General features: G+C 65.8%; 12 protein-coding genes and 1 pseudogene. 2 read left to right on the top strand and 11 right to left on the bottom strand.

Translation table 11 applies throughout. From position 1 onward, the window contains the following. The 4 genes and pseudogenes from BST15_RS21825 to BST15_RS16510 all read right to left on the bottom strand — a co-directional run. A pseudogene (locus BST15_RS21825) lies at positions 1–433 on the bottom strand (DUF5631 domain-containing protein); the annotation flags it as partial. A gap of 1,135 nt (positions 434–1,568) precedes the next feature. Continuing rightward, positions 1,569–1,754 carry a hypothetical protein gene (locus BST15_RS22805; protein ID WP_234708304.1) on the bottom strand — a complete coding sequence of 62 codons (186 nt, stop codon included), beginning with the start codon at positions 1,752–1,754 and terminating at the stop codon, positions 1,569–1,571. Positions 1,755–2,181: 427 nt separating this feature from the next. Then, on the bottom strand, positions 2,182–2,658 hold the full coding sequence (locus BST15_RS16515; RefSeq protein WP_234708303.1) for a hypothetical protein: 477 nt from the start codon (positions 2,656–2,658) through the stop codon (positions 2,182–2,184). An 814-nt stretch (positions 2,659–3,472) separates the two neighbouring features. Further along, positions 3,473–3,826, bottom strand: a complete 354-nt coding sequence (locus BST15_RS16510; RefSeq protein WP_019737291.1) for a VOC family protein — start codon at positions 3,824–3,826, stop codon at positions 3,473–3,475. Positions 3,827–3,882: 56 nt separating this feature from the next. Between BST15_RS16510 and BST15_RS16505 the strand changes: the two genes are divergently transcribed. Beyond that, on the top strand, positions 3,883–4,812 hold the full coding sequence (locus tag BST15_RS16505) for an alpha/beta fold hydrolase (RefSeq protein WP_046189327.1): 930 nt from the start codon (positions 3,883–3,885) through the stop codon (positions 4,810–4,812). Here BST15_RS16505 and BST15_RS16500 read toward each other — a convergent pair. Further along, a complete protein-coding gene (locus BST15_RS16500; protein ID WP_046189326.1) occupies positions 4,809–5,765 on the bottom strand; it encodes a dipeptidase in 957 nt (318 codons plus the stop codon). The genes BST15_RS16505 and BST15_RS16500 overlap by 4 nt on opposite strands. A 54-nt stretch (positions 5,766–5,819) precedes the next feature. Between BST15_RS16500 and BST15_RS16495 the strand changes: the two genes are divergently transcribed. After that, entirely contained in the window at positions 5,820–6,431 is a 612-nt protein-coding gene (locus tag BST15_RS16495) for a GNAT family N-acetyltransferase (protein ID WP_046189325.1), read from the top strand. A gap of 15 nt (positions 6,432–6,446) precedes the next feature. Here the strand turns inward: BST15_RS16495 and BST15_RS16490 are convergent, their stop codons facing one another. From BST15_RS16490 to BST15_RS16465, 6 genes are all read right to left on the bottom strand, one after another. Further along, on the bottom strand, positions 6,447–7,565 hold the full coding sequence (locus BST15_RS16490) for an NAD(P)H-dependent flavin oxidoreductase (RefSeq protein ID WP_046189324.1): 1,119 nt from the start codon (positions 7,563–7,565) through the stop codon (positions 6,447–6,449). 159 nt (positions 7,566–7,724) lie between these two features. Continuing rightward, the gene (locus BST15_RS16485) at positions 7,725–9,164 is read right to left on the bottom strand and encodes an alkaline phosphatase family protein (RefSeq protein WP_046189323.1); all 1,440 of its coding nucleotides are present in this window, start codon (positions 9,162–9,164) and stop codon (positions 7,725–7,727) included. 164 nt (positions 9,165–9,328) lie between these two features. Continuing rightward, entirely contained in the window at positions 9,329–10,783 is a 1,455-nt protein-coding gene (locus BST15_RS16480; RefSeq protein ID WP_046189322.1) for an alkaline phosphatase family protein, read from the bottom strand. 182 nt (positions 10,784–10,965) lie between these two features. Further along, complete coding sequence (locus BST15_RS16475) at positions 10,966–12,366, bottom strand: alkaline phosphatase family protein (RefSeq protein ID WP_046189321.1); 1,401 nt, start codon at positions 12,364–12,366, stop codon at positions 10,966–10,968. A gap of 101 nt (positions 12,367–12,467) precedes the next feature. After that, a complete protein-coding gene (locus tag BST15_RS16470; RefSeq protein ID WP_046189320.1) occupies positions 12,468–13,517 on the bottom strand; it encodes a DUF4185 domain-containing protein in 1,050 nt (349 codons plus the stop codon). Positions 13,518–13,520: 3 nt separating this feature from the next. After that, positions 13,521–14,246 carry a TetR family transcriptional regulator gene (locus BST15_RS16465; protein ID WP_046189319.1) on the bottom strand — a complete coding sequence of 242 codons (726 nt, stop codon included), beginning with the start codon at positions 14,244–14,246 and terminating at the stop codon, positions 13,521–13,523. Positions 14,247–14,291: the final 45 nt, after the last annotated feature.

Here is a 14,291-nt window from a genome sequence, read left to right as displayed (position 1 = left end):
GGGTGGGGACGGCCGGGGCGGCGGCCGCTGGACGTAAGTCCGCGCCATACCCGGGCAACGGGCCCGACGGGGCCATCGGCCCGGCGCTGATCGGCCCCGACGGCACCGAGGAGGGCCCGGCTGTCACCGGGGCCGCCGCGGGTGTTGCCGGGGTGGCTCCCGCGGCCGGCGCGGCAGGGGCCACCTCCGTGCTCGAGCCAGCCAGTTGGGCCATGCTGCCCAGCGAACCGCCCGCCATCGGCGTCACCGACGGCGACGGTGGAATCTGCGAGGCCTGGCCGAAACCACCGAGACCTGATCCGCCCGTCGCGGAGGGCGTCGGCGGTCCGCCTAGTCCGGGAGGCCCACCGCCCGGCATGCCCGCGGCGAGCGCCTGGGTGGGGCCGCCCGAGGAGAGGCCGGGTGGCATGCCGCCGCCGGAGCCACCAGGCATCCCGCCTCCGGGGCTCCCGAGGCCGGGCATGCCGGAGGCCATGGGGGAGGGACCGCCTCCCCCCATCACCGCACCGCCGGGCATGCCGCCGCCGGCTGGTGGTGGGCCTACCGCAGGTGGAACCCCCGTTCCGACATCCGCAACTGTCGTTGGGCCGCCGGTCCCACTGTTGCCCCCGCCTCCGACTGTGTTTGTGCCGCCGGTCCCGCTACTGCGTCCTGCTCCGGCCGTGTTTGTGCCGCCCCCGCCGCCTCCAACTGCGTTTGTGCCAGCGGTCCCGCTGTTGCCTCCTGCTCCGACTGTGTTTGTGCCGCCCCCGCCGCCTCCAACTGTGTTTGTGCCGCCGGTCCCGCTGTTGCCTCCTGCTCCAACTGCAACGCCGTCATTCGGAACCGATTGCCCCGGGTTCGATTGACTGAGTCCGCCTGCGCCGCCACCGCTGCCGCTGTTGGCCGGGCCAGCTGGAAGAAGAAGTTCGTCTACTCCCTTAGGCCGCCCGTAGTTCTCCGCGTTCCCAGGGCTAAACGGCCAGGGAAAATCGTCTGCGCCGGCTGCCTTACGGATCAGCTCCTCGCTCGTGGGTAGTTCCGAGGTCGGTGGACTGAAATTCGCTCCGTTGTCGTGCAGCCACCGCTGCGCGTCACCGTCGATGCCTAATTCGTTGAACATCTGCTGCGTTGCGGCAATGATCTTGCCGTTCGCTTCGGAACCGCGTTCGGCGGCTTCAGCATTGCCAGTGGCGATTAGTCCAATGGCTTCGGCCATAGCCTCTGGTGTCTGCTTCGCCACGAGTTCATCAATTTTGGGGTTGTAAATATCGACAATGGTCGTCAGTTTACGACGGAGCTCGTCAACTGCATTGGCGACAGCCAGGCTGGCAGTGCTTTTGCTGCGACAGTGTTCGGCTGCATTCGTCAGACGGTTGTAGCCAATCCTGAGACGCATCAGCTCGTCTTCGGTAGTCCGACCATTGTTCCTTGCGCCGATGCTGTCAGTGAAAGCCTGGAGCTCGAGAGCCTCCTGCTCTTTGGAGCTAGATTGCTCAGACCAGTACTGGAAACCGCTCGCTGGCATGGATGGGGGGGCGGGCCACCATGTACCCACCAAATAGATCGACCATCTTCCCGGCGGTAGGTCAGTCACCACACAGGCCGATCATGACCAGAGTTTTCGAGTTGGTATCGCGCATTGCTGCTTGATACTGTTCGGGCGTGGCAGTAATGCCCTTTGCCGATTGCGTTTGGTAAGCTTTCGCCAGTGCGCGCGCAGCGTCACGGTATTTATCAGCGAGGGCGGGGTCTGACGCAGCTGTTTGAAGCATCCGGGCTCCATTTGTTAATGAAAGGCGAGCCACGGATACGTCTCCGTTGGGCGCATTAGTGGCGATACTCATCGCGGTTGACGCCAATTTATATGTCCCGCAAAGTTCGTCATCCGCGGCTTTCTGTTGAGCGCCCGAATATATTGGTGACGAGGCTGGCCGGGTGAGCGCTACTATCCCAACAGTTAGCGCAGCCGCTGCCAATAACGTAGCTAGCCCAGCAAGCACCGGGGCCAGTCGGCTTGGGGGTCGCGCAGCGGGCTGGCTGGTCCAAGGCGGCAGATTCGTGGTCACATTGCGGATGGTAGTCCGCAACGCGATTTCACGTTTACATCCTGATTTTTGGCCTACGTGGGCTTGGCAGACTCTCCCTGGCCGCCCTACATGACGACATGCGGCCCGAGCTAACCGATGGCCGGGAAGTCCGTCAGTCTCCGCAGAGTGCTTTCATTGTTTCGACCTGGGTGTTCGTAGCGTCCACAGCAGCCTGGAATTTCGTGGCATCGCCGAGGCTTGCTGTAGCCGCCATGGTCTGGTAGGCGTCGGCCAAAGCCCTTGCGGCATCGCGGTAATTCGACGCGAGCGCCTGGTCTGAGGACGCGGTCTCAAGAATCAGTGCAGCGTTGATCATCGAGATCCTTGCCAAAGCGGTGTCACCGTCGAGCGCCGTCTCGATATGCGCAGCTCGCGCCGCAAGCTGGTACTGACCGCATAGCCGTTCCTGAGCTGCGGACTTCTCGGCCGTGGTGTATGTCGGTTGGGGAGCCAGCCGCGCGAAAGCCGCAATGGCCGCGATCAGGGCAGCCAGGGAGAAGATGAAGGTCAGAACTGGTAGAACTTTGCCCACATGGCGCGGCGGGGAAGAGGGCAGCGGGGACGGCCAAAGGTTGGGCGCGGTGGTCACATTTCGGATCGTAGCTCGACCGGCAGGTCAGGGGTTGTCAACCCGGCATCGCTGGGTGGCTCAGTGCAGCGGTTCGGGTTCGCCGCTTAATCCGGCGCCGGTGGTACGCGGCGTATACCTGCGGTGAGCGAACCGAGCACAAGCGCGAGCGGAGTTGTGAATTTCCAACAGGTTAGGAGCAAGACCGGACCCCAAAATGTCAGGTCGAGGAGCAACAGGCGAACGTATTCGCCTCCCGCGGGTCGATCGTTATCAGAGAGAGTCGCGATTGCGGCCCCGTAGAGGAATAGGCCCGCGGCGAGACTGCATACAACCGCAACCGCCGTGGTACACCACGCCACTCGACTAAGAGTTGGCTTGACGAACCGCAGTCTGATCATCGCCCCACCGAGACGGCCGGGACGTGGTCCGGTGGATCACTGAGCAGCTGCGTGTGCGCAATAAACGGACCATGCATGAACGGCAGTAAGTTCTCTAGTTCCCACTTCCAGCCAGGCATGTCGGGGCGTACGTACGGGATCGGGGCGCCACCCCACCGACCCACTGGTGACCAGGCAGGCTTGTGCCCGGACCCCATTGACTGCCGAGTTGGCAGGGCTCCATTTGGGCATTGGGTGCCTGCCGCTCACGCCGCGCCACCGGCATCACCACGCGCTGCAGCCGCGCCATACCGCGTCGCCGCGTGGACCAACATGACGGGTTGCCTTTCGCCGCGCACTATCGGTCGAAGGCTACGCACGAACGTGAGTTCGTCAATTCACCCGACGCGGAGGCCTTTCGGACCTAGCCCGACCTTGCTGGACCGCCCCGCGCTCTACCGCCCCAACGGCTTATAGAACACCAGCCCATTGCCCTTGTTGTCGTAGACCACCGCCCGGCGCTCGTGGGCGTCGTCGTAGGGGCCCTTGACGATTCCGCCCCCGCTGGCCTCGATGGCTTTCGCGGCACCGTCCACGTCGTCGGTCTTGATCCCCACCACCACCTGGCCGTGGATGGGGTGATCCACCGCGGTCGCCAAGGCCAAAGTCACCGACCCGCCGTCGAGGGCGGCGAAGTGCGCGCCGTCGCGGAACTTCAGCGGCATGCCCAGGGTTTCGCTGTAGAACTTGATCGATTCGTCCAGGTCATCGGTGGACAAGACGATCATCCGGATGTCGTGGTCGCTCATTGCTACCTCCCGTGATTCGGCCTCGGTACAGGCTATGCCCGCGCTAGCGTCAGCGGGTGGGTAAACGCATTGCCGCCGCCGTGTTCACGCTGGCCCTGATCGCCCTGCTGGCCACCGCGGTGGTGGCGGGCCGCGCCACGCGTACCGCCGAGCCGTTCGCCGAAGGCTTGGTGCTAGACCTACCCGGCCCCGACCTCAACGTCCGCGAATACGGCGAAGGCGATGACGACCACGCCATCGTGCTGCTGCACGGCTATTCGGCCTCGATCCAATGGTGGGAGGCGGTGGCTCCGGCGTTGGCCGACTCGACCCGGGTGATCGCGATCGACCTGGTGGGCCACGGCGGCTCGGAAGCCCCCAGCGACGCCACGGCCTACAGCGCCGAAGGGCAGGCCACTGCCGTGCACCAGGCATTGGACACCTTGGGTGTGCAGCACGCGGTGCTGGTCGGGCATTCGATGGGCGGCACGGTGGCCACCGCGCTGGCCGAGAGCGCACCGGAGCTGGTGGACCGCGTGCTGGTCTCCGACACCCCCGCAGACCAGGGCCTCACCGCTATGCCCGCGCTGAGCAACGCGGTGTGCTGGCCGGTGCTGGGCCCCTCGGTGGATCAACTGCGTCGCTCGGACACGGTAGACAAGAGCTCGCTGCAGACCGGGTTTGACGCCGACTTTCCGATCCCTGCGTTCGCCTACCGATCGTTGAAGCGCATGACTCACAACGCCTTGTGCCACGCCAAGACCGCGGGGCGGCTCAACGAACAGCGTGCCGTGGCCGACAGGCTGGCGGGCCTGGGCAAGCCGGTGCTGGTGGTGTGGGGGGAGAACGACGTTTTGGCTCCCACCGCCCCGAACGTCGAACGCTATCGCAGGGCCGGCCTGCAGCCGGTCGTCATCCCTGGATCGGGGCACAGCCCCTTGGTGGAGAAGCCGGACGAATTCGTCAGTGCCATAGAGCAGTTCGTCTTCGCTCCCGGCAATCCCTAGCCGAGCCACACCTGCTGGGCCACGCGGCGGAAGTTGCCACCCAGGACGGCGCTGACGTCGGCCTCGCTCCAGCCCCGGTCACAAAGGTGTGCGCGCAGACCCAGCCAGGTCTCGGGTGTCATCCACTGGATCGGACCCCAGCGCGTGTAGCTCTGGTCGAACAGTTGCGGGTTGGCCAGCATCTCGGCGTTGAAGTCCGCATGGTCGAAGGAGTGGTCGGTGCTGACGCCCACGTGCTCGATTCCCACCAGTTCGACCGCATATTCCAGATGGCGCGTCACCGCTTCCAGGGTGGGGGTGTTGGGCCCCAAGAAGATTCCCACCGCGGTGATTCCGACGACGCCGCCGGTGGCCGCACACGCCCGCGCCTGATCGTCGGTGATGTTGCGGGGGTGATCCCACAGCGCCCGCATACACGAATGGCTGTACACCACAGGTCCCTTCGATACCGCGCACATGTCCAGGCCGGTGCGGACGCTGCAATGGGAGCCGTCGGGAACCATGCCGACGGTGTTCATCTCGGCGACGATCGCCCGGCCCCAGGAGGTCAGGCCCGCATCTGCCGAATCCAGGCAGCCGGAACCGGCGCGATTGGCGTGGTTGTAGGTGGGCAGCAAGGTGCGCACCCCGTGCGCGGCCAAAACGGCCAGGTTGGCCAGATCGTCATCGAGGGGATGGGAGTCCTCCAGGTCGAACACCACCGCGATTCCGCCCGCACCGGTGATCGTGTCGACGTCACTGACGGTGGCGGCCACCGCCAGGCCCGGGTGGGCCTCGATGGCGCGGCGAAAGTGTTGCAGCAGCGCCAGGCTGTCGGCAAGGCTCTGCGGCGCGTACCCCGCATTCACCGACAACAGCACTCCGCCGGAATGCTGGTAGCGGGTCAGCGGCGTGACCTCGGCACCGTCCTGCAACGGCAGACACGTGTGTTGGTCCCACAGCAGGGTGCTCATATCCGATGATCTTGCTCTGCACCGCCGCCGATTGCGACGCATTAATGTAGCCCTATGGCAATCGACTCGCGGCCCGCGCTCAAGTCCGACCTCCCCTCGCTGGCGAAGGCGCTGGGGCGCGCGTTCTACGACGACCCGGTGTCGATGTGGCTGCTCCCCGACGACGACGCGCGTGAAGACCAGTTGACGACGTACTTCGGCACCTCGGCCCGGGTCCATCACCTGGCCGGGGGCGGTGTCGAGGTGGCCGACGACGGTGCGGCCGTCGGTGCGGCCGCGCTGTGGGACCCGCCCAACCAGTGGAAGCAGTCGATCTGGTCCCAGCTGCGGATGGTGCCGTCCTTGTTCCGGGCGTTCGGTTTTCGCCTGGGGCAGGGGCGGGTGCTCTCAGATCTGTTGGACGCCAACCACCCCGAGGAACCGCACTGGTATTTGGCGGTGATCGGCAGTGACCCGTCGGTGCGGGGCCGGGGGTTCGGGCAGGCCGTCATGCAACCGCGGCTGGATCGCTGCGACGCGGAGCTGTGCCCGGCCTACCTGGAGTCCAGCAAGTTCGAGAACGTGCCGTATTACGAGCGTTTCGGCTTCCGGGTGATCGGCGAGATCAACCTGCCGAACGGCGGGCCCACGTTGTGGAAGATGTGGCGGGAGCCGCAGACCCCCTAAGGCGCGGCCGGCGGCTCAGTCGCTGAGCGAGCCGCCGAGCCGCTCGGCGGCGGCGATGTAGTCCTCGATGAACTCGAACACGACGTCGCGCGCGGGCTTGACCTTGTTCATCAGCCCGACGCCCTGGCCCACGAAATACGTGGAAAGCGCTTGTGCCCCAGGGTGTCCGGTGGCAGCCAGTTTGTCGATGCGACGCAGGGTGGGCTCGGCCAGCATTGACTGCAGCGGCAGCGGCAGCGTCGGGTGGCCCTTCTCATTGGGGCGCCACGCATCGGTCCATTCCGAGACCAGTTGGCGGGCGGGCTTGCCGGTGCGTGCGGTCGAGCGAATGGTGTCGCGCGACGTGGCCTCCAGCATCTTCTGCACGGTGTGCGGCTCGGTCTCGGCTTCCTCGGTGGTGAGCCACACCGAGCCCGTCCAGGCCCCGGCGGCACCCAAGGCCACGCAGGCCGCCATCTGTCGACCGGTGACGATTCCGCCGGCGGCCAGTACGGGGACTGCATTGTCGATCGCTTCGATCACTTCGGGAACCACGACCAGCGTCGACACCTCTCCGCAGTGGCCACCGGCCTCGGTGCCCTGGGCGACGATGAGGTCAACGCCGTGGGCCACCTGCTTCAGCGCGTGCTCCTTGGCGCCCACCAGGGCCGCGACCGGGATGTCGTTGTCCTTCCCGGACTTGATCATGTAGTCCGGCGGAACACCGAGCGCATTTGCCATCATCCGGATGGGGTGGGCGACGGCCACCTCGAGCAGCTGTTCTCCCGCACTGCCGGCCAGCATGGCCGAACCCACGCGCGGCTTCTCCTCGGGCTCGATGTCGTGTTGGGCCAGCAGGTCTGCGATGAAGGCCCGGTACTCAGCGGGAATACGGTCGGAAAGCTGGCCGCCCGAGAGGTTTTCGCCCTTGCCCTCGAACTTCGCCGGGACGATGATGTCGATGCCGTAGGGCTTGCCCTTGACTTGCTCGTCGATCCAGCTCAACTCCTGGTCCAACCGCTCCGGGGTGTAGGCCGCGCCGCCGAACACGCCGAAGCCGCCGGCATTGGTCACCGCGGCCACCACGTCGCGGCAGTGGCTGAACGCGAAAAGCGGGAACTCGATGCCGTACTGCTCGCAGATGGGGGTCTTCATGGTGTCGCCGCTCCTGAAGTTCGACCGGGAACGAGGAAGGCCGACGGCTGGTTCCTAGCCCCGTGGGGTGAAGTCACTGCCAGGACGCTATCCCAGCACACACGAAGCGCCGCCAGGCCCGGGTGTTGCGGGACCTGGCGGCGCTTCGATGTTCAGTTATCAGCCTGCCAGCGCGGTCAGGTCCAGCAGACCGGCCAGGTCGGTGCCGCCCAGGTCGGGGGCGGGGACCGTGCCGCTGGCCAGCAGGGCCTCCAGGCCGGTGAACTCGGCACTTCCCGGAGGCGGCAGCGGTGCGTCGGTGGGCTCAATGCGCCCTGCCCCTGTCAGCCAGGCGACCCCGCCCGCTGCCAGCTGGAGCACATCGACCGACAGACCACCGAAGAAGTCGTTGATCTGCTGACCAACCTCGGCCAGGCCGCTGATCAGGAAGATGTCCTGGTCGACGATCGACTGCAGGAACTTGTCGATGTCGGCGACCACGCCGTTGAGCAGGTAGGGGATCGTGGCGACCACCGTGCGCAGCCCGAGGGCGAGGTCGTTGCCGATGTTCGGGTAGCCGTACATCGCGATCGCGGCGGTGAGCGCCTCTTTGAGGTCGACCGGCGAGACGATGCTGTTGATGATATTGGGGTCGGTGAACATCGGGGCACCGTCGAAGTCCGACCGCAGCGGGATGCCGAAGAGCTGCAGGATGGTCGGGGTGATGTCGGCGATCGAGTAGTTCAAGTTCTGGCTGCCGTCGGTGGCGTTGTCGCCGGCCTGGTCGAAGATGACGAACTGGGTGGTCTCATTCGGCGACTGGAAGCCGTGCCCGAAGCCCAGTGACATCTGGTGGCCGTGGTCGGTGGTGATGATGATCGACCAGTCGTCGCCGGTCTCGGCCCGGGCGTAGGCGACGGCGTCCAGGATCTGCTGGATGTTTCCGCCGACGTTGATGACGGCCTGGGCGTACTCGGCCGATCCGCCGCCGTAGGCGTGGCCGGCCTCATCGGCCTGCACCTGGTAGGAGAAGATGAAGTTGTCGATGTTCGGGTTAGTGGTGGTCGCCAGAATCTGGGCGATGGTCTGCGACGTGACCTCCGCGTCGGTGTCGGCCCAATTGTTCTGGAACGGCACGTACAGGTTGTTGTCGGCCGGGTAACCGCCGGCGGCACTCATCTGGTTGATGTAGTCCCAGTCGGCGATCACCGTGGTCTGGATCTCCGGCTTGTAGTACTCGATCAGGTTGAACACGGTGGGCCATGAGTTGTACGGCGCCGCTTCGAACACGTTGTTGATCACGCCGTGCTTGTCGTCCCAGACGCCGGTGAGGATGGTCGACCACGAAGGACCGGAGATCGTGGTGTGGTTGACCTCGGTGGCCGCCCCGGTGATGCCCCAGTCCATGGCGGTCTTGAAACCGCTGTCTTCGTTGTAGGCGTACTCCAGGATCTTCGAGAGGTTGGTGCCGTCGGTGCCGATCAGCAGCACGTGCTCGGCGGCCAGCAGCCACTCTGCCGTCGAAGCGGACAGCCCGACGGGCGTTCCGACGGCGGCTCCGGTCCCGGCAACCAAGCCGGCGACGACAACACCACTCAGAAACTTCTTGGTTGTGATCACGATCGGATTCCCTCGTCCCAAGTCCTGCCAGCCAATTGATCGCGACACTATCAGTCACCCAGAGAAAACTCAGCTTTCTGGGCGATTTTCCTCATGTGAGCAGGGTGTTGCTGAGGAGTTGGCCCAGCATTTCACCTGGCCGCACACATGCCGTCCGGGCTGTATCAGCCCGCCAGGACGTCGAGGTCGAGCAGCGCAGGCAGCTCGGGGGCGCCCAGCTCAGGGGCCGCGAAGCCGGTGAACAGGGTGTCCAGCGACCCGGTGAACTCGGCGACGCCCGGAGGCGGCAGGGGCGCGTCGCTCGGCGGGATGACGCCGGCGCCGGTGAAGTACGCGACCACCCGGCCGATGTCGGTGAGCACATCTGCGGTGGCGTCACCGACGGTCTTGAGCACCCACTGGGCGCCTTCGGCCAGCCCGCTGATCAAGAAGATGTCCTGGTCGACGATCGTCTGCAGGTAGTTCAGGATGGGCGGCAGCGCGTAGTTCTCCAGGAAGTACCCGGCCCCGCCCGCCAGCGCACGGATGCTCAGCATGACGTCGATGCCGATGTTCGGGTAGCCGTAGCTTGCGATGGCAGCGGTGAGGGCCTGCTTGAGGTCGGTCGGGAAGACGATGCTGTTCAAGATGTCCGGGTCGGTCTGCATTGGGACACCGTCGAAGTCCGAGCGCATCGGGATGCCGAAGACCTGCAGGATCGTGGGGGTGATGTCGACGGTCTGATAGGTCAGGCTCTGGCCGCCGGCCTGGGCCTCGTTACCGGCCAGCGACAGCATGACGAAGCTGGAGGTCTCATTGGGCGACTGGAAGCCGTGGCCCAGGCTGAATCCGAACAGGTCTGGGTTCTGCTGGTGGCCGTGGTCGGTGACCGCGATGATCGTCCACTTATCGCCGGTGGCCTCCTCGGCGGCCGCCACCGCGTCCAGGATCTCTTTCCAGTTGGCCCCGACGTTGATCACGGCGTCGCGGTACTCGTCCGATCCACCGCCGAAGGAGTGCCCGGCATGGTCGACCTGCGACTGGTAGGAAAACATGAAGGTGTCGAGGTTCGGGTTGGTGGTGGTCGCCAGAATCCGGGCGATGGTCTCCTGGGTGACCAGCGAATCCATCTCCGCTGAGGTGGATCCACCGGTGATGCCGATGATGTTGTCGGCCGGGTAACCGCCCGTGGACGCGATCTCGGTGAACAGGCCGCGGCCGGAGATCACCGTGGTGTCGACCTCGGGCTTGAAGTACTCGATCAGGTTGAACACCGACGGCCAGGTGGTGTACGGCTCGGGCCGGTAGACGTTGCTGACCACACCGTGCTTGTCGTCCCACACGCCGGTGAGAATCGTCGACCACGACGGCGTGGACATGGTCATGTGGCCGGCGATGGTGGTGGCCGCGGTGATGCCCCGGTCCATCAGCATCTTGAAGCCGCTGTCGTCGTTGTAGGCGTACTCCAGGATCTTGTCCAGGTTGGTGCCGTCCGTGCCCAGCAGCAGCACGTGCTCGGCGGCCAGCATCCAATCGGCGGTCACCGTGGACAGGCCCACCTGCGAGCCCGCCACCGAAGCCGTTCCGGCGACCAGGCCGGCGACAGCCGCACCACAGAGCACTCGCTTGATTGTCGTCACGATCGCATTCCCTCGCCGAAGTTGTGCGGGCCAATTTGCGGCGATACTAACAGTTCCCCAGGTAATCCACAGCTTGTGCGCGAAAGCGGACTATTCCTGCAGGAAGTTACTGAGGAATCTCTGGGCGACCGACGCGATCTGGGGTATCGCGCCGGTTGCTCAGAGGTGCCTCGGGCCTGGTGTCAGCCCACTAGGGCGTCGAGGTCGAGCAGGGACTCCAATCCGGTGAACTCGGCCACGCCCGGCAGCGGCAGGGGCGCGTCGGTGGGTGCGATCACGCCCGAACCGAGCAGGTGCGTAATGGCCTGGGCCACCGTATTGGTGACGTCCACGGTCAGGCCGCCGAAGAAATTGTTGACCAGTTGAGCGCCCTCGGCCAGCCCGCTGATCAGGAAGATGTCCTGGTTGACGATCCCCTGCAGGAACTGGTCGATCTGGTTGACAAAGGTGTTGAGGAAGTAGGGGACCGAGCCCACCAACGTCCGGAACCCCAGGGTGAGCTCGTTGCCGATGTTGGGGTAGCCGTACATCGCCAGCGCCGCCAGCAGTGCCTGTTGGAGGTCGACGGGAGTGACGTGGCTGTCCAGGACGGTCGGGTCATCGGTCAGCGAGACGCCGTCGAAGTCCGACCGCAGGTCGATGCCGAACAGCGACAGGATCGTCGGGGTGATGTCGGCGATCGAGAAGTTCAGGTTCTGGCTGCCGTCGGTCGCGTTACTGCCGGCCTGATCGAAGATGACGAACGACGACGTCTCGTTGGGCGACTGGAAGCCGTGGCCGATGCTGAGGCCGGGCAGCGTCACCGTCTGCTGGTGGCCGTGGTCGGTGGTCACGATGATCGACCAGTCGTCGCCGGTGAGCGCCTGCACCTGGGCGATCGCGGCCAGAATCTGCTGGAGGTTGCCCCCGAGGTTGATGATGGCCTGTTGGTATTCCTCCGACCCGCCGGCGAACTCATGTCCGGCGTGGTCGGCCTGGCTCTGGTAGGAGAACAGGAAGTTGGAGATGTCATCGGGGTTGTCCGCGGTGGCGAGGATCTGGGCGATGGTGAGTGCGGTGACCGACGCGTCGCTGTCGGCGGGACTGTCCCCGGGCCCGACGAAGACGTTGTTGTCGACCGGATATCCCCCGGAGTCGGCCAGCTGGTTGAGGTACTCCCAGTTGCTGATGATCGTGGTGTTGATCTCGGGCTTGTTGTACTCGATCAGGTTGAACACCGACGGCCACAGGTTGTACGGCTCGGCGCGGAACAGGTTGTTGAAGACGCCGTGCTTGTCGTCCCACACCCCGGTGAGCACCGTCGACCAGGACGGTCCGGAGAGCGTGGTGTGGTTGATGATGCTGGCGGTCCCGGTGATGCCCTGGTCCATCGCGGTCTTGAAGCCGCTGTCGTCGTTGTAGGCGTATTCCAGAACCTTGGACAGGTTGACGCCGTCGAGGCCGATCAGCAGCACGTGCTCGGCGGTGAGCATCCAGTCCGCGGTCACCTTCGACAGGCCCACCTGGGTTCCGACGGCCGCGCCCGCTCCCGCTACCAGGCTGGCGGCGGCGGCACCGCAGAGAAACTTCTTCACTTTTGTCACGATCGCTGCCTCTCGCCGAAGTCGGGTGAACCGGTTGGCGGCGATGCTAGCAGTTACCCAGGAATTCCTCAGCTTTCTCGCAGTATCTGGTTGCGATGGAGTTATCCGGGTGTGGGGTGGCTGACCAGGGTCGTGCGGAACTGCATCACCCGATACGGCCAGCCCGCCGCGGTGTTCCACTGCGACACCATCAGTCCCACTCCGCAGGGGTGATCCACCCGGGAGCCGGGCAGGACGTAACCGCCATAGAGCTGGGCGACGCGGCCGCAGGCGTGGTCCTCGTCCGCCCAGGCGCAGCCAAGCAGCGGAAGCTGCAGCGGTACACGCGCCAGCGCGGCGGTGGGGGAGTCCAGTACGCGGTAGCCCAGGGCGTAGCGCGACGAGACGAATCCGCCCAGGACCCAGGTCCGCGGGGCCAGCCGGCGCAGTGACAGTTCGCCCCACGTCTCGCCGGGCGGGGTGATCGGGGCCGGGGTGTGGCCCCAGGCGCGGTGACCGTCCCGGTAACCCCAGCCCGAGTAGCGGCCCGGGTCGCCCAGGTGCTCGGGGCGCACCCGCCGCAGGATCACGCCCCTGTCGCGCCGGAATGCGGTCGAGACCACATACACCCAGCCGTCGTCGGGGTCGAAATCCCACGACCAGCATTGGGCGTGCCCCCGATGCGACCGGGCCGGGAACCGCGCCCCGAGGTGCTGCCAGGACACACCATTGTCGGCCGATCGCCAGATCTCGGTCCAGGCCACGTTGCCGAAGCCGCGGTTGACGATCGCGTGCAGGTAGAGCGCCTGGTCCACCCGCAGCAGATCGGAGGGAATCACCGTGCTGATCGCGGCGCGGTCCCACCGCGAGGCGGGTTCGCGGTGCCGGTAGTGCCACAGCTGGCGGGCGTAGTTCGGATCGGGGCCGCCGGCTCGCTGGTAGCGCACCCGGTGGGCGGCGTCTCCGGTGCCGATGAGAATCACCGGTGAACGCCAATCCCCTTGGCCGACAAACTCACCGGAGAAGGTGTCGCCGAACACCGACACCAGGGAACCGTTGGGCGCCAGCACTGAAGCGCCCAGGTCGGCGCACCTCACCCCCCAGCGTTCGGTGATTCCCGGGCCGGTGACGTCGGCCCACTTTCCCGAGGTGTTACGCGCGGCCGGGCACACCGGTCAGGGCTTGCTGCGCCAGCCGCCGGTGGCCAGGGCGATCATCCGGAGCTGTTTGACGGCAACCTGTTTGATCTCGGCAAGGGCTTCGGCATCGGGGGCTTCGTCGATGGCCTCCGCGGTCACGATCATCGCGTTGACGAACAGGCCCGCCAGAATATTGAGATCTTCTGCGCTCCAGCCGTCCAACCCGGGCAGCCGCGCCAAGTCGGTGGCCAGCTCGGAGGTGATCAGCCGAATCTCGGTGCGAATCGCATACCGCAGCACGGTCATTCCGCTGAAGCGCTCTCGGTTGATGAAGCGCCAGTACTCGTGGCGGGATGCCACGCTGTCGACCAGGACTTCGACCGAGGACTCGATGATCCGGCTGGGGTCCACCCCGCCGGTGCGGGCGTCGCGCAGGGTCTCGCGCAGGGCCCGAAACGATTCATCGATGAGAACCAGGCCCAGGGCGTCCATCGACTCGAAGTGCCGGTAGAACGCGGCCGGAACGATGTGCGCGGCCCGGGTCACCTCGCGGAGGCTCAGTGCGCTGAAGCTGCGTTCGTCGAGCAGGGTGAGCGCCGCGTTGATGATGGCGCGCCGGGTGGCTTCCTTGCGATCCTCACGCGAAACGCGCTCGGGCCGTTCGGGGCGGGGCGAGCGCTCGGGACGGGAGGCACGGGAAGGGCGTTCTGGCCGGGGTGGCCGCGCGCGCTCGGACCGTGAGTTCGGCGTACGACTGTTCACTGTTGTGAAGCGTAACACAACCGGCAAAAGGGCCTTGACTGATCG

Source organism: Mycolicibacter arupensis, from assembly GCF_002086515.1.
Taxonomy (GTDB): domain Bacteria; phylum Actinomycetota; class Actinomycetes; order Mycobacteriales; family Mycobacteriaceae; genus Mycobacterium; species Mycobacterium arupense.
The sequence above is the reverse complement of the archived record's forward strand: the minus strand, read 5'-3'. Positions and strand labels throughout refer to the sequence as shown.